The sequence below is a fragment of the Gracilibacillus orientalis genome (genome assembly GCF_900114645.1).
Taxonomy (GTDB): domain Bacteria; phylum Bacillota; class Bacilli; order Bacillales; family Amphibacillaceae; genus Gracilibacillus; species Gracilibacillus orientalis.
This window is the reverse complement of the sequence record NZ_FOTR01000021.1, coordinates 30,121-51,690: the sequence shown is the minus strand read 5'-3', so window position 1 is coordinate 51,690 and position 21,570 is coordinate 30,121. Positions and strand designations below refer to the sequence as shown.

The window sequence follows — 21,570 nt, the reverse complement described above, 5'->3', positions numbered from 1 at the left end:
GACCCGACTGATTTTAACAATGATAAAGATAAATAATCAATTATTTTGACGTTTGTTATTCATTATATCAGGTCATTTGTTAGGGCCGGTTGTTCTACACCGGTCCATTTTTATTTCAAAGAAAAACCCACCACTTATTAGTGATGGGCGTGGAGCAATGGCGGTGTTTGGATGTGAGGCACTGTTTTTTTAGTATCGAAATTTAAAAACTATAACCCTTATTTATCTGATAGCCTGAAACAGATGTTTCAGGCTAAGTTTGGTCTTTCTCTACCTCTGGAAAAACACAATGCATTATCATTATAGACAGAACTTAAAACTTTTATACAATTTTACCACAGTATAATTTAATCAATGTTATCACTGTAAAAATGACATATAGAGATACCTAATTTACGGAAAGCAAGACTTAGATCCATACCAAAGTACAATTCCTACATAGATTATTATTGTCAACAAAATATTGTTCTGAAAAGGAGTGTAATGCAATGGGAAAAAAGAGAGAAAACAATGATAATGTCGGCGGTGTAATCAGTAATGGAGATGGCTGTGTCTGCGATGTTGTTCGCGCGATTGCTGATGCACAAGATAACGCTGTAGGCCAACAATGTGATGTAAGCTGTTTACGTTCTATTCAAGATTTAGTATCACCTGTGGGAGGTAACGGCTTAGATACAGTACCATTTATTTTATATGATAAAAAAGGTAAGCCGTTCAAAGGATTTGGAGCTGAAGTTGATGCAAACGGTGGACCTGCTCGATTCGATTGCTTCAGCAGTTTTATTTTCCGCGTAACAGAAGTGGATGATGATGAGTGCTGTGCAGTATTGGAACTATTAGTGTTTGACAACGATGAGAAAACTTGCGGCGATCCTTGTGAGCAATTGGATAATGAGAAAGTTGATGAATTAGAGCGTACTGGTATTTGTATTACAGTAGACTTAAATTGCTTCTGTGCTATTACTTGCTTACCTGCTGTTTCTGTACTCTAATGATCCATTTTACTCTCCCGTCGATAACAAGCTGGGAGAGTCTTTTTTTTACTTAATATTTTACTTTTGCACACAGAAATAGACAAAGATTGAATTAACTGGCGCTTTAGTTGAATTGTACAATAAAGATGTAAATGTTCTAAAATTAGTTCTGCTATTTCATCCACAGATGTTCAATCACATCACCTCCTATTAATTGTAATGGGCGTGGAGTAATGCAGTGATCACATATGGAGCCCTGCTTTTTTAGTATGTTAGTATGGTAGAATTATAAAATTTATAATGTTTTTTGCAGGAAGTTTGTTGGGTAATGTAGAAATATAAAGAGTAAAGAAGGATATAGAATAATTGACTCTTATTTTTGTTGTGACTAAAAAACGATAGTAATGGAGGCTTTATAAAAATGGAATATGTTATACCTAAGGAGAAAAAACACAGAGTAATTATCAATACTGATGCTAAGAATGAAGTAGATGATCAGTTCGCGATTGTACATACGATCCTATCTCCTTCCTTTGAACTCCATGGAATAATACCTGCCCACTTTGGTGATCAAAAATCAAAAACAAGCTTACAAGACAGTTATGACGAAACAATGTTACTTCTAAGTCTAATGGGAATGGAAAATAAATTTCGTGTCGAGAATGGTGCAGAATCCGCTATGCCGGATGAAGAAACACCTATTGACTCATCTGGGGCTAGGTTGATTATCGAAGAAGCAATGAAAGAGGATAGTAGACCTCTATGTATAGCATTTTTGGGTCCACTAACTGATATGGCATCTGCATTATTAATAGAACCTAGAATTGCAGAAAAAGACATTAAGGTAATCTGGATCGGAGGAAGAGATTGGCCTTCTGGGGGACGCGAGTATAATTTATCAAACGATATCTATGCAGCAAATGTTATATTTAAATCTAATTTGGAAGTATGGCAGATTCCCAGAAATGTTTATCGTATGATGCCTGTTGGCTATGCAGAACTTATTGAAAAAGTATATCCACATGGAAAAATTGGAAAATATCTAATAGAGCAAGTTATTAGTTTTAACAACCAAAGCGTATCAAGACCGTCGGAATACCGTATACTAGGTGATTCACCCGCTATTGGTGTAATATTATTTGCTGATTGTGGAAAATGGAGATGGAAGCCTGCTCCAGTCTTTGATCAAAATATGAATTATGTCCATTCCGGTAAATACCGTCCGATCAAAGTGTATGAATCAATTGACTCTCGTTTTATTCTTGAGGATTTCTTTGCAAAGTTAAGACAATATTGTAGAAAATATGTTAGTCATGAATAAATAAGCAAAACAGTACACGGAAAGCCATCACATGCTACTCTTTTAATTAGTCAGCGAATCCCAGTATAAGTAATAGCTGAAAAATTAGGAAATACACCACTAATGATTTATGATATTTATGGTGACACATTTAAAAAATTAGAAGCAGTCACCTCATCGAAAGATAGTTTAAAACAAAATGAGAAAACTTCTAGGAGTACTTTTTAAAATGGAACCTCCAAACACTGGTAATACTGCGGTTTCTGAACCGTTCATATATTTAACTAAGCTAAATAATAGGAGGTTAACATAGATGATATATGATTATAAAGGAAAAACCCCTTCCATTGATCAAACAGCTTTCATCGCACCAGATTGTGTTATTACCGGAGAGGTTGAAATTGGAGCTTATTCAAGCGTTTGGTTTAAAACGGTGATTCGAGGTGATGTAGCACCGGTTAAAATCGGAGCCTATTCCAATATTCAGGACTTATCTTTACTACATCAAAGTCCTGACTTACCCTTGATTGTGGAGGATCATGTCACAGTCGGGCATCAGGTCACCTTACACTCAGCTGTCATTCGCAAAAAGGCATTGGTCGGCATGGGATCGATTATTTTAGATGGGGCAGAAGTTGGCGAAGGGGCATTTGTTGGTGCAGGCAGTTTAGTACCTCCCGGCAAAAAAATCCCACCTCACACTCTTGCTTTTGGAAGTCCTGCTAAAGTCGTCCGTGAATTAACGAAAGAAGATATCAAAGAAATGGAACGCATTCAACAAGATTATGTAAAAAAAGGCCAAACCTATAAACAAGGTTAAAATGAAAAAGCAAGCTTGCTCATTAATTATGAACAAGCTTGCTTTCTGTTTTATCTTCTTGTAATTCTGATATATCATATTTTTTCTCGATGTAAATTTGGTGCCATAACATAAACATTAACACAGTCCAAAGTTTCCTGCTATTATCTTTTTTACCTTTGCAATGTTCATCGAGAAGATTGAAAATGACATTCTTTTCTAAGAGATGATCTGTTACACTCTCCTGAATAAGGTTCTTCGCCCATTCATACAATTCATTTTTTAACCAATGACGAATTGGAACTGGGAAACCTAGCTTCTTACGATTCAAAACATGATCCGGTACGATTCCGCTAGCAGCTTCTCGCAAAATATGTTTCGTTGTACCATTCGCTATTTTCTTTGATACGGGTATCTCACTGGCTACTTTAAATACTTCTTTATCTAAAAATGGAACCCGTAATTCCAATGAATGTGCCATCGTCATTTTATCAGCTTTAAGTAAAATATCTCCACGCAACCATGTTTGCATATCAATATATTGCATTTGATGTACAGGATGATCATGTTCAATTTGATCATAAAATGGTGCTGTCACTTTTTGATAATAGTTCTCTTCCAGATAATTTCTTAATAACTTCTGTTTTTCTGCTTCCTCAAACATCTTGGCATTTCCGATATATCGTTTCCTTAGCGGGGTTGTACCTCTCTCTAAAAAGCTCTTCCCTTTCACACCCTCTGGTAGAACATTAGCAACTCGTGCTAATAAACCTTTGACTGGTGCTGGAATCGATTCAAAAATACGCAGTGATTCAGATTCACGGTATATATTGTAACCACCAAACAATTCGTCCGCTCCTTCACCTGATAACACTACCTTCACATGTGTTTTTGCTTCTCTTGCCACAAAATATAAAGGTACGCACGCTGGGTCTGCTAAAGGATCATCCAAATGCCAAATAATCTTAGGAAGTTTCGCTACATATTCCTCTGGTGAAATAATATACGAATAGTTTTCAACTCCTAACCGATCCGCGGTTTCTTTTGCGATATCCACTTCAGAATAACCATTTTGCTCAAACCCAACAGAAAACGTCTTGATGTTCGGATGATATCTTTTGGCTAATGCGACGATAATCGAAGAGTCTATACCACCAGATAAGAAGGACCCTACCGGAACATCACTCCGCATATGCATAGCAACAGATTGATCTAATGTAGATTGAATACGTTCTATCCAATCTTTATTTTCATAATGTTGCACATTAAATCCCGGTTGGAAATAATGATAGCTTGCTAATGGTCTATCTTTTTCTTTGATAAAATAACTGCCTGGCTCTAACTTACTAATATTTTTGTTCATTGACATCGGCTCAGGTACATATTGATAGGTGAAATAATGTTGCATTGCTTCCTGGTCCATTTGCTCTGTTTCAGCAAGTAAACTTTTCTTCTCAGAAGCAAAATATAACCCCTCATCCGAATCTTTATAAAAAAACGGCTTGATTCCGAACATATCTCTTGCTCCATATAAACATTGCTCTTCTTTATCCCAAATTAATAATGAAAACATCCCCCGAAGTTCACTAAACGTGTCCACACCTTTTTTAGCAAACATGGCAATAATGACCTCGGTATCAGAATCTGTCGAAAAGGTCATTCCTTGTTCTTTTAGGGATTCTTTCAATTCCAGGTAATTATATATTTCGCCATTGAATACCATCCAATATCGATCGTCATCATATGTAATTGGTTGATGTCCGCATTCAACATCGATAATACTTAATCTTCTAAAACCTAATATAATATGCTCATCTTCATAATATCCATCATCATCAGGTCCTCTATGCTGGATGATATTATTACGTTTTTCAAATTCTTCGCGTTCTGTAGTGTCTAACCACTTTGGTTCTGCTTTTAATAGGCCAATAAAACCACACATCTTGTTTCCCTCTTTCTAACAATTTTCACCTCATTTATTTGACGATGAATTGTTCCTTGATGTTACACAAACAATTAAAAAGGCCAAGTATTGATACCTTGACCATTTGTTCATTATATTATCTCTATTTTTTACACTTTTGACAAGTATAATTTTAATTCGTCCACTTTGTCTATGTTTTCCCATGGAAAATCCCCATCTGTCCGTCCAAAGTGACCATACGCAGCAGTATTACGGTAAATCGGTCTTCTTAAGTCTAACATTTTAATAATGCCAGCAGGTCGAAGATCGAAGTTTTCACGTACCGCTGCAACCAATTCTTCTTCTGTATATTTTCCAGTACCAAATGTATTGATCGAAATAGATACAGGCTGTGCTACTCCGATCGCGTAGGCTAATTGTACTTCACAATTTTCTGCTAACCCTGCAGCTACAATATTTTTCGCTACATAACGAGCAGCATATGCAGCAGAACGGTCAACTTTTGTCGCATCCTTACCACTGAAAGCACCGCCACCGTGACGAGCGTAACCACCATACGTATCAACGATGATTTTACGTCCTGTTAAACCAGCATCACCTTGAGGACCTCCGATAACAAAACGCCCAGTTGGATTGATAAAGTATTGTGTATCTTCATCTAATAATTCAGCAGGTACAACTGGTTTAATGACATGTTCTTTTACATCTTGTTGAATTTGTTCTAAGGTAATGTCCTGATGATGTTGTGTTGAAATAACAATGGTATCGACACGTTGAGGTTTGTCATTTTCATCATATTCTACTGTTACTTGTGTTTTTCCATCAGGTCGCAGATAGTCTAATGTCTTATTTTTTCGAACTTCCGACAATTGTTTCGCTAACCGGTGCGCCAAACCGATTGGCAATGGCATTAATTCTGGTGTTTCATTATTTGCATAACCAAACATAAGCCCTTGGTCACCAGCACCAATTGCTTCAATTTCATTATCTGTCATCTGACCTTCTCTTGCTTCAAGTGCCTTATCAACACCACCAGCAATATCAGCGGATTGTTCATCGATGGCTGTTAATACACCACATGTTTCTGCATCAAAGCCATACTTCGCTCTTGTATAACCTATTTCTTTAATTGTATTACGAACAATTTTTGGGATATCTACATACGTGGACGTAGTAATCTCGCCTGAGACTAATATCAATCCAGTGGTCACCGTTGTTTCGCAAGCTACCCTTGCATTTGGATCCTTTGATAAAATTTCATCTAAGATTGCATCAGAAATCTGATCACAAATTTTATCCGGATGACCTTCTGTAACTGATTCTGATGTGAATAAGCGTCTATTTTTCACCATATCTCTTGTTTCCTCCCCCTTAGTTTCCACCAAGACTTTCATCATTTACTTTTATATAAAAGTCTATTTAAAGAGTGCATGTTATTTTTAAAAAATCTACATCTTCAACTATACAACTTTTCCTTTAAAAATGCACGAGCCAAATTAATTATATCATTCCGATAAAAATACTTGGTTATAAAAACAATATATGACTCCAGACATTGGTTTATTTGAGTCTAGAGTTTATCTATCCTTAATAATCATAGCATATATCGTATCGGATTCCTGTGATAAAGTCAACCTATGGCCATTTACATGACTTACCAAAAGACGTATAGCTATCAGTTAGCTATACGTCGGTTCAATTATTTTTTCGATATAGTCCAAACTATGTGATAACACATCATCTTTCATAATAAAACTATATCTTTCATTCGATTTAATATTATCAGGAAGCTTTTCTAATAAAACTGGTCCTTCTGTTTCATAGTAAGAATCTTGTTCTTTCAATTTCTTCACTATTGCAAAGTAGATATTCTTCGCCAATTTTTCTCTTTTTCCAGACACGAAATATTGTCCAATATACTTAATTTGGTCTACTTCGCCTCCCGTCTCCTCCAATACTTCTCTTACTGCTGCTTGCTTTGGCTGTTCATTTTGCTCTACTTTGCCACCTGGGAATTCCAGTCCGCGATTTTTATGTTTCGTTAACAGCCACTTCTTTTCGAAACGGCAAATCACCCAGACATGCTTCGGATCTAAATCAAACGGCTGATCTTCGAATGATAATTGTATTTTGTTATTATAGTAATCATAAAAAGTTTTCATAACTCTATACTACCTTTAATTTTTACTTATGGCTAATGTTTGCTATTTTCCATGTACCATCCATTTTTTTAAATACAATTTCAATCGTATACATGCCATATAACGCACTTTCATTGGATTGTGTAATGGTTACCTTGTTACCTTCTGATTTTTTCTCGTAATCTTCGTCCTTTTCGAACCATGGTGGGGTTTCTGTTGGCACTATATATAACCCGTCTTCTTTTTCTTTATAGTAGTAATCAATATAAGGTTGCACGGCTTCTTTTACAATATACGGCTCAAAAGCATTGATAAGTTCCTCTTTTGTATCGAATCGTACCACTTTATAATGATCATCAATTTCCTGTACTAGCAGATCCATAAATGTATCTGTTAGTTTTACTATTTCTTCATGTGTAATATCATTCGTCTCTGCTTCACGCTTGATATTTTCAACTTGGATTTGCTTGAGTCCAGTGTTTTTCTCTACATGGATTTGATTCTGTTTTGCATACGCTTGCCCACTATCTGGTTGGTTGACCATGACAATTGCAAATGCAAAAAGGACTACAATTGTTAAGATCGTGCTGATTTTTTTCATGGTTTCTCCCTCCTAGTGTCCTTATATATATCTATTCCTCTTATTATCTATTGTAAACATCTATTTATATAATTAGACGTACGCAATTACTGATCTGTTTCAATTATTTTCATTTTTGGGACTTATTCCGGATTCGTCCATTGCTTGCTTTGTTTCGGGTGTTGCTAATTGATAGATCTTTTGCATGACGTCCTGTAAATCAGTATCATATTCATCATTTTCAGGATCCTGGTGATACTGAACAAACGGGATATGTGCACGGACAAAGGTACCAATATCATCTTCGTGTATTTCATTAAACTTTTCTCTGAGTAGAAATACTTCTTCATCTGTTGCTTGAATGATGTATTCTGCATTGTTGCCATATGGGATTTGGGAGATTTCCTGTGAAGCAATATTGACGTAGTATGTTTTCTTTTCCATGTTTTATCACCTCTTCACAGATATTGTATGTAAATTAATGAGAAACATGCATATACAAAAAGCCCTGTATTCTCAAGAGAATACAGGGCTTTTCTTAATTACCGACAGATTGCATTTGTTCTTTAGATTCTTCGACAGCTTCTTTAATAAGACAACGACCACGACCATGTGGAATACACATTGGTGTACCAAACATCGGGTCATACATTACATCAGCTTTCATTTGAAATACATCGTGAACCAGACCACAATTAATAATTTCTTCTGGTTTTCCTTGCGCATATACTTGCTTATCTTTAATAGCAATAATGTGATGCGCATAACGACAAGCTAAGTTCAAATCATGTAATACCATGACAATCGTGCTTCCGCGACGCTCATTTAATTCAAAGAGCAAATCTAGAATTTCGATTTGATGTGTCATGTCTAAATAAGTAGTGGGCTCATCTAATAATATGGTATCAGTACCTTGAGCAAGTGTCATCGCAATCCATGCACGCTGACGCTGACCACCTGATAAGGAATCAACAGCACGGTGTTTCAAGTCCCTCATATTTGTCGCATCTAGCGCTTCAACGACAGCCTTTTCGTCTTCTTCAGACCAACGCTTAAACATCGTTTTATATGGATGTCTCCCTTGTTTCACTAGATCTTCTACCGTTAAACCTTCCGGACTGATAGGACTCTGTGGCAAAATAGCTATTTGTTTTGCAACTTCCTTTGTTGGAACTTTCGCAATGTCTTCCCCATTTAAAACAACATCACCTTGTTTTGGCTTCAATAGTCGAGCTAATGAACGTAATAATGTTGATTTGCCACAGCCATTTCCACCAATAAAGACTGATATTTCTCCTTTAGGGATGGTAATATCTAATTCATCTATAATAATTTCATCGCCATAACCAAGCGTCAAATCCTTCGTTACTAGTGATTCCATGCAGAACATCTCCCTTATTCACACTGTTCGGGCCTTTTTAATATCTTCGATTCAAACTTTTATTCTGTGTCTAGTTTATTAGCTTTTGATAAGGAAGTCAATGAGTTTGAGAATCGTTTTCAATAAAAATTCTGATTTTTTACAATTTCATGGCGGATTTATAAGCACAGCTAGCTTTTCACTCTACATTGATTAGTCATAAAAGCTAAAATTTTATGCTTTCTAACCGTGTGAAAAAGAACCATTTTTGAAATGTTCCTTTTATTTTACTGAATTGGTGATAGCTCACTTTCTACTACCCATTTGTGATTTTTTACTTCTTCCCCATTTTCAGTAGTGAAATCAACCATGTACACCGTTGTTTGCTCTACAGACTCAATTTCAGCAGTAGCACCTTCCATTCCTTCCATATGTGAGGCGTTTAATGTCACTTCATCTCCAGGTTGAAAAGGTTCATCTCCTGCTTCGTCGATTTCCTCATGTATCACCCATTTATGATCTTCTACTCTTTCGCCACCATCTGTAGGTGTATAAGAAACAATATATACAACTGTGTTATATGCTCCAACAACAGTAGTTTCTGCATCTTTCATCCCTGGCATGTGAGCCTCTGTGATAATTGCCTTGCTTCCTACTTCATAAACAGGACTTTCAGCTTCTTCTAATCCTTCCGGTACTTCTCCTGAACTGGAATGATCCATGCCAGTATGGTCCATCTCGTTATCCTCATTTTGATTGGATTCTTCAACTGGATCTTCATCTGGTGTTTCTTCTTGAACACCACAAGCCGATAAAAGGACAGCTACGGCTAATGATAAATTAAATAATATTTTTTTCATTTTACTCACCTCATTGTATTTTTTAGTAAAGGTAGCATATCAGTTAATAAGTGTCCAACGATTAATGTAGGATCATGCTTCCTTGCACCTGAGATTCCTATCGCTATAGTGGCAGATTTAGTTCTAACTGAATTCCTTGAATAGTCTTAGCTTAATTACTATATTTTAACACTATATTTTTTAAAATACATAGGCTATACTAATATAATTAGAACAAACGTTCGTTAGAGGTGTTGGATAATGGATTATAGCTCTTTTCCTAAACATAATGTACTTTGTATCGATATGCGATCCTTTTATGCAAGTATTGAATGTGTCAAACACGGACTAGATCCAATGACAACCATGCTTGCTGTTGTTGGCGATATAAGGCGTTCTGGCAGTATTATTCTTGCTGCTTCCCCTGCCCTAAAACAACGACATGGAGTCAAAAATGTGAGTCGGTACTTTGAGTTACCTAAAGACCCTGATATCTATGTCGTCGAGGCAAAAATGGGGGATTACGTTAATATGTCTATGGCAATCACCAAACTGCTACACCAATATGTTCCCAAAGAAGCGATCCATCCCTATTCCGTTGATGAAATGTGGATTACCGTCGATGGATTAGAACATTTATACGGAAATGCACACCATGTTGCCCAAATGATTAAAGACGAAATATATGAAACAATGGGACTAACATGTGCAATTGGAATTGGCGATAATAAATTTTTAGCAAAAGTAGTCATGGATTTATATGCAAAAAAAACCGGTATTGCTACATGCCATTATCAAGATGTCGAACGTTTACTATGGCCAGTTCCAATTGAAAAAATATGGGGAATCGGCAGACGGCTAACCGTACACCTGAATCGCATGGGAATTGTCTATTTAGGACAACTGGCTAAGTATCGCTTGGACAGATTACAAAAACGGTTCGGTGTGATCGGTGAACAATTATACTGGCACGCGTGGGGAGTCGATTTAAGTCCTGTTTATGATTCTTTCAGTAAAAAAGAAGAACAAAAAGGTTTCGGACATGGCATTACCTTATTACGAGATTATACTGCGGAAGAGACATTAACGTGTATTCTCGATTTATGTGAGGAAGTATCTAGACGTGCCCGCACACATCAAAGAGCAGGCAGAACCATTCATTTAGGGGTAGGTTATGCCGATAACAGTGGTGGGTTTCATCGCTCACGTTCCATTCACATTCCTACTAATGTAACCATGGATATTTATCATATATGCTTGCAACTATTCCATGAATTTCATAATCAACATAGTAGCATCCGTCGCGTCACCGTATCATTAAACAACCTGTATGATGATATGGAAACACAGCTGAATTTATTTGAAGATCAACCGAAAAAAAAGGATATCGGTTATGTGATGGATGCAATTCGAGCCAAATATGGATCCACTGCTATTTTACGTGCCACAAGCTATACTGAAGCTGGTATTACACGGGAAAGAAGCAAAAAAATCGGTGGACATTATGCATAGAAAAGACAGCGATTGGAGCAATGCTGTCTTTTTCATTTTCCTATCAAATCCTATCCACTTTGCTATTAACTTCTCAATCGATGCCTTTGCAATTTATTAGTGGCGTTACGTGGCAGCTGATCACGAAAATAAAGCTGCTTTGGTACCTTAAATGAAGCAAGTTTCTCTCGACAATGTGCCAGCAATTGATTAGCAGTCACCATTTCATTCACTGTTACTACATAGGCAACAGGGACTTGGCCCCACTTACTATCTTCTACTGCTGTCACTCCTGCTTCTTGTACACCTTCAAATGATAAGAGCACCTCTTCGACTTCAGCAGGATAGATATTTTCACCACCAGAAATGATTAAGTCACTTCGGCGATCAACCACAAACAGGAATCCTTCTTCATCCAGATAACCTAAGTCACCAGTATGAAACCATCCATTTTGAAAAGATTCTTTATTGGCTTGTTCCCGACGATAGTAGCCTGTTGTTACCATTGGCCCCTTTACAACAATTTCACCAACTTGGTTAGGCTTAGCTCTCGTATTATTAACTTGAATTTGTAAGGATGCCGAGAAAAGTGGTTTTCCGGCAGAACCTAATTTACGTAAAGCATCTGCCTCATTTAGTGTCGCAATTTGTGAACAAGTCTCGGTCATACCATAAGTTTGCACTATTGGTACATGTTTTTCTTTTGCCTTCTCTAATAATGGCTTAGGTGCTGGCCCACCACCTAACAACATACAACGAAACGAACTAGGATAATAACCATCAGCTAACCGTTCCAACAATCGAGAACAAGTCACCGCTACAACCGAGACAATGGTAACATTCCGATCCATCAGCGCATTGTGTACCTTTTCTTCATCAAATCGCTCTAATAAATAAACCGGCATACCATATATCACACTTTTGAATAAAATTGATAAGCCACCAATATGGAATAACGGAAGACATGCGAGCCATTTATCATTTGACATCAGTCCCAGGTTTAATGCAGACGCTATTGCACTTGACCAATGGTTGTTATAGGTCTGAATCACAGGCTTTGCCCGACCTGTTGTCCCCGAAGTAAACATCATCGAACAAACCAGATCAAGATCCATGTCTGTAATGAGCGTACACTCAGTAGGACGGAAGGAATGAATTTCTGAAAAAGCATAAGCCTTTAAAGTTAGCTGCTGTGTATCCTCCTTATACTGATCAGAACAAATAACCGTCTTCACGTCTGCATCTTCACATTGTGTCTGCCATTCTACAGCAGTTAATCGTGTATTGAGAAAAACTACTGGAACATTCAAATATGTACAAGCCCAAAATGCAACCGCCATATCGATTGAATTATTCGATAACATCGCAACATGGCCGTCTTGATGAACCGTATATATTTTTGAAGCAAATTCACATGCTTTCTCATATAATTTAGCGAACGTCACCGTCTCACCATTACTTAACTCGATCGCAATGTTGTCTGGTGTTAAATAAGCTCGTTTCGTCAGCCAATGTTCCATCCTTCTCACACCTTTTTTGAATTCTAACCCCATCCATGCTCTCTATTCTGACTCGTATTAGATAAAAACTACGAAGTAATGAAAAATTGTCTTAGTATTACTTCCTCTCATCTGATTATGATGAGTGCTTGGAAAACGCTTCGGCAGAATACTTCACTTTCCATGGACAAGGCCTCAGCCTTCTCAGAAAACCAAGCACCTTTTCTTGCGGGGTCTTCCCATAGGAGTCTCCGTATTCTGCCTCAGCTCATTTTAGTGTCCTGATTATGGAAAATATAGAACTCACGGAACTTTTAATTTTGGATTTCCTGTCTTTTTAACAGAACACTATTCTAAGCTGCGGAAAAATGCGACACTCCTGAGGGAACAGCGCGTGCTTCAGCTAACTTGGTAAAGTGATTTTCTTTACCAAGTTAGCTGAAGCCGTGCCCTCGGAAAGGGAGTATTTTTCCGCAGCGACGACCTAGCATTCCCTATAGAAAGAATGAAAGAAGGCAAATCTAAAAAGTATAACTTCGCAGTTTATGTTTTAAGTGTTCATGCTTTACATTTGTTACTTTATGTAAAAGAACAGACCAACACCTAACGTATTGGTCTGTCTCATTCTTATGGGAATCGCGGGAATTGTTTAAAGTCCGGCTTGCGTTTTTCTTTAAACGCATCTCGTCCTTCTTTTGCTTCATCCGTTGTATAATAAAGCAATGTTGCATCTCCACCCATTTGCTGCAGACCAGCTAGTCCATCTGTATCTGCGTTAAATGATGCTTTCAAGAAACGAAGAGCAGTTGGTGACTTCTCCAGCATTTCTTCACACCATTGAATCATTTCTTCCTCTAATTGTTCAATCGGTACTACAGTATTAACCAATCCCATATCCTTTGCTTCTTGTGCATTATATTGACGACATAAAAACCAGATTTCTCGTGCTTTCTTGTGACCAACAATACGTGCTAATAAACCAGCACCATACCCTGCATCAAAGCTTCCAACTTTCGGTCCGGTTTGTCCAAAAATTGCATTATCTGCCGCAATTGTTAAGTCACATACAATATGCAGTACGTGACCGCCTCCGATTGCATAACCGGAAACCATTGCAACAACTGGTTTTGGAATCACACGGATTAAACGTTGTAAATCTAACACATTCAGACGAGGAACTTCATCTTCACCTACGTAACCGCCGTGACCACGAACTTTTTGGTCTCCTCCGGAACAGAATGCTTTATCTCCTGCACCTGCAAGTACGATTACACCAATATTAGAATCATCACGTGCATATGTAAAAGCCTCAATTAATTCATTGACCGTTTGAGGACGAAATGCATTACGTACCTCCGGGCGATTAATCGTTATTTTGGCTATTCCATTATATGTTTCATATAAAATATCTTCATAAGTGCGTTCATTTACCCACTCAACTGTCATTTTAATGACCTCCTCTAAGAAATAAATTTCTCTACTATTGTACCAAAAATTTGCGTTTGTTCCACATGAATTGCATGTCCAGCTTGATCAATTATTTCTAGTTGGCAATTTGATATCGATTTTTCCATTTGTTCGTTGATCTTGACAAACTTCCCGTCCCATTCACCAACAACTAGTAAAACAGGCATTTTTAACTGGTCAAGCTGATTCCAGCATGACGGCATCATACCTGTCCCCATCGTTAATAACGAATGTGACAATCCTTCTTTAGATTGTGATAATCGCTCTTGACGAACTTTTTCTTGTATTTCCAGTGATAATTGTTTTTGCGAAGCGAATAATGGTATGTTCTCCCATTTTTCAACAAATGCTTCAAGCGAATGACCACATATATAATCGGCAAGTTCCTGATCTTTTTGTTTTCTAGCTTTCCGATCTGCCTCACTTACTAAGCCAGGAGACGCACTTTCCAGCGTTAATGTTCTCACCACTGCAGGATAATGGCAAGCAAATGATAAAGCGGTCCTTCCTCCCATCGAGTATCCAACAAGATCAACCTGTCGCAAAGCCAATTGGCTAAAAATCTTATATAAATCGTTGCAGCAGTCAGCCATCGACTTCACTTTAGTGCTTGTATGGCCATGCCCCGGCAAATCAATCACGATCAATTGATGATCAGGAAAAAAAGGACGCATTGATTGCCAAGTTTGTACAGAACCAGTGAAACCATGCAAGAGCACAACAGGCTTGCCTTCACCATAAATCTCTACCCAATAGTTATCAACGTACATCCCTATTCTCCTCTAAAATAGCCAATGTATGTTTTTCAATCTCCTGCCATTTCGTTTGATGCCATGTTACATTTTCACTTCGATCGGTTTTTACTTCTATTAATGAGACACCTTGCTGTTGATAGCTAGCTTCTAGTGCATTTAGATAGTCTGACCATTCATCAACAGAACGGAAATCAAAGTCATAAAGCGCTGCTACCTTTTCGAATGCAACTGACTGTGGTGTACCGAACAACATTTCATAATGAGGACTTCCTTCTTTCGCTTGCGGTAAAAAGGAAAAGATCCCCCCTCCTTGATTGTTAATCAACACAATTGTCAGATGGAGCTGATAATTTTTTGTCAATAATAATCCATTCATGCTATGCAAAAACGAAATATCACCGATCAATAAAGTCACACGTTTTCCACTGCTTGCCATGCCAAGTGCGGTTGAAATGATACCATCAATACCATTGGCACCACGATTCGCGTGAATACTTATCGTTTTATCCGTCGCCAACCAGAAGGCATCAACATCTCGAATTGGCATGCTATTACCAACAAACAAAGTGCTTTCATCAGGGATTACTGTTTGAATACCACGAACAGCCAAACCTTCTGTTAAAATACGTTGCTCTTGGGTCAATACTTTTTTAGCAGACTCATTTAGTTTTTGCCACATTAGAAACCAATTACGGTCAAACGAAAGGGATAGAGTTGCTAACTGATTCGCTACATCAGCTGGATTCCCGTACAAATAATGTGCACTCTTTATAGAAGGATTCCGGAATGTAACATCTTCATCGATAATAAATTGTTCCATGTCATTTTGCTGTAAAAGTTGCAGTACAGGCTTTGAAACAGGCATTGCACCAAAGCGAACGATAAAATCTACACGAAGGAGTTCTCTTATTTTTTTCGATTTTAAGATACTATCATAGCTTTCCACTACAACTTGTTCTCCATTCAAATGCCTTAAAGCGGAAAGTGGATCTGCAAATACCGGCAATTGCCATTTTTCCGCTAAATCTAGAACAGCACTAGCTAAATCATGATAGTCATGTGGTCCACAAATAATAATACCACGTTTGTTTTTCTTCAATTGCTGTTGGATATCCGCTAATACCTGTGAAGAAACCTGCGTATTTTCAAATTTAAAATGGTGTGTAATTAATGCTTCTTCTCCCCATACATCATCTAAGCTGAAATCCGGAATAAGTGGTTCACGAAAAGGAAAATTTAGATGTACCGGTCCTTTCACTTGAAATAACGAAGTATGGACAGACCTATCAGCATGATTTCGTGCATACTGCAACATGTTCGGTGTTGCATCTGGCAAAGCCATTTCATGAAACCATTTAACATAGTCTCCATAAATCTTCATTTGATCAATGGCTTGTGGTGCACCAACATCACGTAATTCATGTGGACGATCTGCTGTTAATACAATTAAAGGAATACGACCATATGACGCTTCAATAATTGCTGGATAATAATTAGCAGAAGCCGTACCAGAAGAACAAACCAGTACGACTGCTTTTTTTGTTTGCTTTGCGATGCCTGTTGCAAAGAATCCTGCAGAACGTTCATCTATATCAACCCAAATATTAAATTGATTGTATTCTGCAAAGGCGAGAGATAATGGTGTTGACCGTGAACCTGGAGAAATGACAATATCACGCACACCACTTTTATAAAGCTGATCAGTAAAATGACCAACATATTTTGTTAAAGACTCAACATGATTCATAATTATCCTCCCAGAGCTTGTAACATTGGGGTGAATTTAATATTTGTTTCCTGATACTCTATTTCAGGATCTGAATCCTCGACAACTCCACAACCAGCAAATAATGTTGCTTTGTCTCCAGAAACGAGCGCAGATCGAATCGCTACAGCAAATTCCCCATCAAAATACTGATCAAACCAGCCGATTGGAGCTCCGTACCAGCCACGCTCCAACTGTTCAAATTCACGAATAAAGTCCAACGAACTTTCTCGTGGAAAACCACATAACGCTGGTGTTGGATGTAGTTTTTCGACAACATCCAACAATGTATAACCTTGATCTAATTCCGCTTGTACAGGCGTAAATAAATGCTGCAGGTTTTTTAATGGATATAAAGTGGGTTGTTCCGGTATTTCGACATACTTAGCAAAGGAACAAACCGCTTCTTTGATCATATCTACCACAATTTTATGTTCATTACGGTTTTTCTGATCATGCAGTAATTGCTGTCCAAAGTCGTTGTCTTCTTCCTTTGTCTTACCCCTGGGAGCTGTTCCAGCAAGACAGGCAGAAAATAACTGTTGATTATCTACTTTCACCAGTCGCTCAGGAGTTGCTCCTACGAAACAAACATCATCCTTTTCCCAAGCAAAAATAAAACTATTCTTCTGAGTTTTCTGTAAGCGGTCGAGAACTTGTCCAATATCACAAATCTCATCAAATTCAATTTGTAATTCCCGCGCCAACACAATTTTATCTACATTTTTTGAATAGATGGTAGTTGTCGCCTTATTCACAAGTTTTTTCCACTCAACAGGATCTACTTCATGCTTTAACACAGTATGATTTTCCTGGTACTCAGGTTTTGGTGCATGTAATAGTTGGTTCTTTCTTGTTATAAGTTCTGCCGCTAATTGATCGACATTACTTCCCTGCTCTACATAAACAGTCATAGTCAGGAATGATTTATCATTTTCACTTGTTAATAGAAAAGTCGGAACCCGAAATTGACTGCCACTAAATCCTTCCCATAATTCTTCAACTTTCTCTTTTGCATCAAATGGAAAACCGCCAAAAGCAATTGGGCCTGTCTTATATTGACTAAATGGATTAGCAATCCAACTATTTTCCAACGTCTGTTTCCATTTCTCCTTTAAATCTTGGTAAGAAGCATCCTCATCATGAAAAAGCAATGCATCTCCAATACCGACAAATTGTGTTTTTTGATCTGCACTAGACCAATAAAGACGATTTTCTTCTATTGCTTTCCCAGCCTGAAAGAAATCAATCGGGTCGATCCATTCTATTTGTTCCGTAACACTAACAAAGGTTGGTGCCGATTTGTCTATAGATTGTTTTTGAGCTGATTGTAAAACACCGTCTATCTTTATTTCCTTTGTTTCAATCATTGATAAACCCTCCAGTATAATAGGGCATTTTTCATAAACGCTATTCATTATAGTATAATTTGCACTATTTTTAAAGATAATAATATATTCTTTATAATATACCCTTTATCAGTATAACAAAAAACTTATCTTTGGTGATGAATATTGTTTATAACAATAGTTTGACACATATATAAGTATTCACTAAACTTATAATGTTACTTAAATTTTATCAAGGAGATTTCTTACAATGGAAACAAAATTAAACCATTTAAACGAGAAGCCTGGATTCCATATATGGTGGAGATTACTAAGACCACACACATTGACCGCCTCCTTTATCCCTGTTTTTGTTGGCACAATGTTAGCGGTATTGGATGGTAGCTTTCGACCATTATTATTTGTTGCAATGTTAATTGCAGCGATGTTGATCCAGGCAGCAACCAATATGTTTAACGAATATTATGATTATGTAAGAGGACTGGACAACGAAAAGTCTGTTGGCATCGGTGGAACCATTGTCAGAGATGGTATAAAACCGCTTGTCATAAAAAGATTAGCATTTATCTTTTTTGGAGTGGCAATCTTACTAGGTGTATATATTTGTATGGTATCCAGCTGGTGGATAGCCGTTATAGGTAGCCTATGCATGTTGATCGGCTATTTATATACGGGCGGACCAATTCCAATTGCCTATACACCATTTGGAGAAAGTTTTTCAGGACTGTTAATGGGAACTGTTATTATTGGCATCAGTTATTATATCCAAACATTAACGATCACATGGCAGGCAATTGTTATTTCTATTCCGATCGCTATTTTAATTGGTTGTATTCTGTTATCCAACAATATTCGTGATTTGGATGGTGACAAAGAAAACGGCCGAAAAACAATCGCTATTTTAATTGGTAGAGATCGAGCTATCTTTCTTTTATCCAGCTTAATGTTACTTAGTTATGCATTAACTGCCGCTTTTATTATTGCCGGGCTATTACCAATTTATAGTGTCATTAGTTTTTTAAGTATACCGAAAGCTCGACAGGCTGTTCGTACATTCCAGACCAATACGACAAATGTTGGTATGATTCCCGCCATGGTTGCTACTGCTAAAACCAATACTATCTATGGTGCACTGATCGGATTATCATTATTATTACAAATTTTCATTCCACTACCATTGTAAATAGGAGGTAGATCTATGCATAACACCTTAATGGAAGCACTGCAAATGGAAGTAAAGGAAAAATCAAAAGATCTTGTCACAATCGCCATGCCGGTTACCGGCAATGTCAAACAGCCTGTCGGTTTTCTGCATGGAGGTGCAACGGTAGCTCTTGCGGAAACGGCAGCAAGCATCGGTGGTATGGAACATGTAGATACTCGCTCTCAGGCGATTGTTGGTATGGAAATTAATTGTAATCACTTAAAGGCAAAGAAAGATGGAGTTATTGTTGCCAAGGCAACTCCTGTTCATATTGGAAAAAGGACAATGGTGTGGAATATTCATGTCGAGGATGAGCACGGAGAACTAGTTGCAATTTCTCGTTGCACGTTAGGAGTTATAAATCAATAAGTTATAGTAAAAAAATCGAGCTTGATGGCTCGATTTTTTTATTTTTTTTGTATCCAGTTTTTAAGTTTGGTGAAGATTAGTGCAAAAATGATACCTACTATTATCCCTTTTATCAAGTTAAACGGAAGGATACCAACTAGTACAGTGGTTCGCTTGACACTTTCAGACATTTCTTCCCAGCCCATAAACAAACTGTATGCTGGGATAAATAAGAAATAGTTTAAGACAGTTAAGCCAATGGTCATGAGTAGTGTTCCGATTCCTAAACCGATTAGCACGCTTTTCATCGATCGGTATTTCATATACATGAAGCTGACTGGTACGACATAGAACATCCCGGCAAAGAAATTGGCTAGTGCACCGATCGGATCAGAAATGGCTGTTATCAGAACATATAAAATATTTTTAATGGCTACAACAACTACTCCGGCAACTGGTGAGAAAATAATTCCAGCAATCAAAGCTGGAATATCACTTACATCTATTCTTAAATAGGCTGGAATAAATGGAAATGGTAAAGGAAAATTTAAAAACATTAATAATACCGATATCGTTCCCATAATCGAAATAACGATTAAACGATAGAGATTACTTGTTTGGACAGATGATGAATTCAAAATGTTCGCCTCCCCATCGAGGTAATAATTTAATCGTATGTTTTTTAACATATTATGTCAATGTTTTTTAATCATCTAATGGGTTTAAACTTTCTTTTCCGGTCATATTTGTGATCATTTCTATTAATAAAGAAATTTCCTCTTCGATATCTTGAATACTGGCCGTTTCTACCGGTGAATGCATGTATCGTAATGGAAGTGATACTAAACTAATTGGTACACCTTTACCGGTTAAACGCATCCTATCAGCATCTGTGCCTGTAAGTCTTGACGTTAATTCATATTGTACATCAATAGCTAATTTTTTGGCGCTCTTTTCTAATAGTTGATTTAATTTGCGATTAATCGGCGCGCCTTTTGCCAGTACAGGACCGCCGTCTAAGCGAATATCCCCATGTTTCCGTTTATCAACAGATGGGTAATCTGTAGCGAATGTCACATCTAATGCTAAGGCTGCATCTGGTTGAAGACCTGCCGCTGCAAAATAGGCACCGCCCATGTTCGTTTCTTCGTTTACAGTACTCACACCATAAACTCCGATACGAATATCTTTGTCAGCTAGTCTTCTCATCACTTCTGCAACAATAAAAGCACCTGTACGATTATCAAGACCTCTGCCCGAAACATAGCGATTTTTTAAGATTTCTGATTGTCGGCGGTATACGACTAAATCCCCGATTTGTATGTCAGCTTCTATTTCTGACTGGTCTTTTGCCCCACAATCTATAAAAAGATCTTCCACACCAAAGTCACCTTTCATTCCTCCATGATGCTGGGCATTAACACCGATCACACCAGGTACTTGTTTCTCTTGACCTAATATTTCAACTTTCATGCCAATTGCTGACGTCGGATTAATCCCACCCATTTTATCCACAAAAACAAAACCATTGTCATCAATACGATTTACTACAAAGGCAACCTCATCACTATGTCCAGCCAATAGCAAATGAAAATCTGCATCTTCATTTTTTACCGCAATTACATTACCAGCATGATCGGTACGTATTTCATCGACAAACGGCTCCACATATTTCATCCACTTTTTCTGGATCTTCATTTCCATACTTGATGGTGAGGGTGTATGTAATAATTCTTGTAAAAACATCGTTCTTTCCTTTTCCATAATAAACATTC

20 protein-coding genes are annotated in these 21,570 nt (G+C 37.5%); 6 read left to right on the top strand and 14 right to left on the bottom strand.

The annotated features are described in order from the left end of the window. Positions 1-488 precede the first annotated feature (488 nt). The 3 genes from BM121_RS21215 (at position 489) to BM121_RS21205 (ending at position 3,094) form a co-directional block, all read left to right on the top strand. A complete protein-coding gene (locus BM121_RS21215) occupies positions 489-992 on the top strand; it encodes a CotY/CotZ family spore coat protein (protein WP_091486661.1) in 504 nt (167 codons plus the stop codon). 403 nt (positions 993-1,395) lie between these two features. Next, entirely contained in the window at positions 1,396-2,295 is a 900-nt protein-coding gene (locus BM121_RS21210; protein WP_091486658.1) for a nucleoside hydrolase, read from the top strand. 292 nt (positions 2,296-2,587) lie between these two features. Further along, entirely contained in the window at positions 2,588-3,094 is a 507-nt protein-coding gene (locus BM121_RS21205; RefSeq protein WP_091486656.1) for a gamma carbonic anhydrase, read from the top strand. 22 nt (positions 3,095-3,116) lie between these two features. Here BM121_RS21205 and asnB read toward each other — a convergent pair whose 3' ends face one another. The 7 genes from asnB to BM121_RS21170 all read right to left on the bottom strand — a co-directional run bounded on the left by asnB (position 3,117) and on the right by BM121_RS21170 (position 9,938). After that, positions 3,117-5,015, bottom strand: a complete 1,899-nt coding sequence (asnB, locus tag BM121_RS21200) for an asparagine synthase (glutamine-hydrolyzing) (RefSeq protein WP_091486653.1) — start codon at positions 5,013-5,015, stop codon at positions 3,117-3,119. 131 nt (positions 5,016-5,146) lie between these two features. Continuing rightward, positions 5,147-6,349 carry a methionine adenosyltransferase gene (gene metK / locus BM121_RS21195; protein ID WP_091486650.1) on the bottom strand — a complete coding sequence of 401 codons (1,203 nt, stop codon included), beginning with the start codon at positions 6,347-6,349 and terminating at the stop codon, positions 5,147-5,149. Positions 6,350-6,676: 327 nt separating this feature from the next. Then, positions 6,677-7,159, bottom strand: a complete 483-nt coding sequence (gene ytkD / locus BM121_RS21190; protein ID WP_091486648.1) for an RNA deprotection pyrophosphohydrolase — start codon at positions 7,157-7,159, stop codon at positions 6,677-6,679. Positions 7,160-7,181: 22 nt separating this feature from the next. Continuing rightward, positions 7,182-7,739 carry a hypothetical protein gene (locus tag BM121_RS21185; RefSeq protein ID WP_091486645.1) on the bottom strand — a complete coding sequence of 186 codons (558 nt, stop codon included), beginning with the start codon at positions 7,737-7,739 and terminating at the stop codon, positions 7,182-7,184. Between the two features lie 99 nt (positions 7,740-7,838). After that, entirely contained in the window at positions 7,839-8,162 is a 324-nt protein-coding gene (locus BM121_RS21180) for a hydrolase (protein WP_091486643.1), read from the bottom strand. 94 nt (positions 8,163-8,256) lie between these two features. Then, entirely contained in the window at positions 8,257-9,099 is an 843-nt protein-coding gene (locus tag BM121_RS21175; protein WP_091486640.1) for an ABC transporter ATP-binding protein, read from the bottom strand. Positions 9,100-9,365: 266 nt separating this feature from the next. Next, entirely contained in the window at positions 9,366-9,938 is a 573-nt protein-coding gene (locus BM121_RS21170; protein WP_091486637.1) for a YdhK family protein, read from the bottom strand. Positions 9,939-10,178: 240 nt separating this feature from the next. Here BM121_RS21170 and BM121_RS21165 point away from each other — a divergent pair, with 240 nt between their 5' ends. Next, the gene (locus BM121_RS21165; protein ID WP_091486635.1) at positions 10,179-11,429 is read left to right on the top strand and encodes a DNA polymerase IV; all 1,251 of its coding nucleotides are present in this window, start codon (positions 10,179-10,181) and stop codon (positions 11,427-11,429) included. Positions 11,430-11,494: 65 nt separating this feature from the next. Here BM121_RS21165 and BM121_RS21160 read toward each other — a convergent pair whose 3' ends face one another. The 5 genes from BM121_RS21160 to BM121_RS21140 form a co-directional block, all read right to left on the bottom strand. Continuing rightward, entirely contained in the window at positions 11,495-12,937 is a 1,443-nt protein-coding gene (locus BM121_RS21160; protein WP_139220300.1) for an o-succinylbenzoate--CoA ligase, read from the bottom strand. Positions 12,938-13,534: 597 nt separating this feature from the next. Beyond that, positions 13,535-14,353 (bottom strand): 1,4-dihydroxy-2-naphthoyl-CoA synthase, encoded by an 819-nt coding sequence (menB, locus tag BM121_RS21155; RefSeq protein ID WP_091486629.1) that lies wholly within the window; start codon positions 14,351-14,353, stop codon positions 13,535-13,537. 14 nt (positions 14,354-14,367) lie between these two features. Beyond that, entirely contained in the window at positions 14,368-15,144 is a 777-nt protein-coding gene (gene menH, locus BM121_RS21150; RefSeq protein ID WP_091486627.1) for a 2-succinyl-6-hydroxy-2,4-cyclohexadiene-1-carboxylate synthase, read from the bottom strand. Next, positions 15,134-16,876 (bottom strand): 2-succinyl-5-enolpyruvyl-6-hydroxy-3-cyclohexene-1-carboxylic-acid synthase, encoded by a 1,743-nt coding sequence (menD, locus tag BM121_RS21145; RefSeq protein WP_091486625.1) that lies wholly within the window; start codon positions 16,874-16,876, stop codon positions 15,134-15,136. Before menD ends, menH begins: the two co-directional genes overlap by 11 nt. Before the next feature lie 2 nt (positions 16,877-16,878). After that, positions 16,879-18,264, bottom strand: coding sequence for an isochorismate synthase (locus BM121_RS21140; RefSeq protein WP_091486623.1), 1,386 nt, complete (start codon positions 18,262-18,264; stop codon positions 16,879-16,881). 229 nt (positions 18,265-18,493) lie between these two features. On the opposite strand from BM121_RS21140, the gene BM121_RS21135 reads away from it, so the two are divergent. Then, complete coding sequence (locus tag BM121_RS21135) at positions 18,494-19,426, top strand: 1,4-dihydroxy-2-naphthoate polyprenyltransferase (RefSeq protein ID WP_091486620.1); 933 nt, start codon at positions 18,494-18,496, stop codon at positions 19,424-19,426. Between the two features lie 15 nt (positions 19,427-19,441). Beyond that, positions 19,442-19,816 carry a PaaI family thioesterase gene (locus tag BM121_RS21130; protein ID WP_091486618.1) on the top strand — a complete coding sequence of 125 codons (375 nt, stop codon included), beginning with the start codon at positions 19,442-19,444 and terminating at the stop codon, positions 19,814-19,816. A gap of 38 nt (positions 19,817-19,854) precedes the next feature. On the opposite strand, the gene BM121_RS21125 is transcribed toward BM121_RS21130, so the two are convergent. Continuing rightward, positions 19,855-20,433, bottom strand: coding sequence for an ECF transporter S component (locus tag BM121_RS21125; RefSeq protein WP_091486615.1), 579 nt, complete (start codon positions 20,431-20,433; stop codon positions 19,855-19,857). A 67-nt stretch (positions 20,434-20,500) separates the two neighbouring features. Beyond that, the gene (locus tag BM121_RS21120; protein ID WP_091486613.1) at positions 20,501-21,559 is read right to left on the bottom strand and encodes a M20/M25/M40 family metallo-hydrolase; all 1,059 of its coding nucleotides are present in this window, start codon (positions 21,557-21,559) and stop codon (positions 20,501-20,503) included. Positions 21,560-21,570: the final 11 nt, after the last annotated feature.

Coding starts and splice junctions, on each gene's coding strand:
- BM121_RS21205 (WP_091486656.1), top strand. CDS start 2,588: ATGATATATGATTATAAAGGAAAAACCCCTTCCATTGATCAAACAGCT.
- BM121_RS21180 (WP_091486643.1), bottom strand. CDS start 8,162: ATGGAAAAGAAAACATACTACGTCAATATTGCTTCACAGGAAATCTCC.
- BM121_RS21130 (WP_091486618.1), top strand. CDS start 19,442: ATGCATAACACCTTAATGGAAGCACTGCAAATGGAAGTAAAGGAAAAA.
- BM121_RS21215 (WP_091486661.1), top strand. CDS start 489: ATGGGAAAAAAGAGAGAAAACAATGATAATGTCGGCGGTGTAATCAGT.
- ytkD (WP_091486648.1), bottom strand. CDS start 7,159: ATGAAAACTTTTTATGATTACTATAATAACAAAATACAATTATCATTC.
- menD (WP_091486625.1), bottom strand. CDS start 16,876: ATGAATCATGTTGAGTCTTTAACAAAATATGTTGGTCATTTTACTGAT.
- BM121_RS21170 (WP_091486637.1), bottom strand. CDS start 9,938: ATGAAAAAAATATTATTTAATTTATCATTAGCCGTAGCTGTCCTTTTA.
- menB (WP_091486629.1), bottom strand. CDS start 14,353: ATGACAGTTGAGTGGGTAAATGAACGCACTTATGAAGATATTTTATAT.
- BM121_RS21135 (WP_091486620.1), top strand. CDS start 18,494: ATGGAAACAAAATTAAACCATTTAAACGAGAAGCCTGGATTCCATATA.
- BM121_RS21185 (WP_091486645.1), bottom strand. CDS start 7,739: ATGAAAAAAATCAGCACGATCTTAACAATTGTAGTCCTTTTTGCATTT.
- BM121_RS21210 (WP_091486658.1), top strand. CDS start 1,396: ATGGAATATGTTATACCTAAGGAGAAAAAACACAGAGTAATTATCAAT.
- BM121_RS21175 (WP_091486640.1), bottom strand. CDS start 9,099: ATGGAATCACTAGTAACGAAGGATTTGACGCTTGGTTATGGCGATGAA.
- metK (WP_091486650.1), bottom strand. CDS start 6,349: ATGGTGAAAAATAGACGCTTATTCACATCAGAATCAGTTACAGAAGGT.
- asnB (WP_091486653.1), bottom strand. CDS start 5,015: ATGTGTGGTTTTATTGGCCTATTAAAAGCAGAACCAAAGTGGTTAGAC.
- BM121_RS21120 (WP_091486613.1), bottom strand. CDS start 21,559: ATGGAAAAGGAAAGAACGATGTTTTTACAAGAATTATTACATACACCC.
- BM121_RS21140 (WP_091486623.1), bottom strand. CDS start 18,264: ATGATTGAAACAAAGGAAATAAAGATAGACGGTGTTTTACAATCAGCT.
- BM121_RS21165 (WP_091486635.1), top strand. CDS start 10,179: ATGGATTATAGCTCTTTTCCTAAACATAATGTACTTTGTATCGATATG.
- menH (WP_091486627.1), bottom strand. CDS start 15,144: ATGTACGTTGATAACTATTGGGTAGAGATTTATGGTGAAGGCAAGCCT.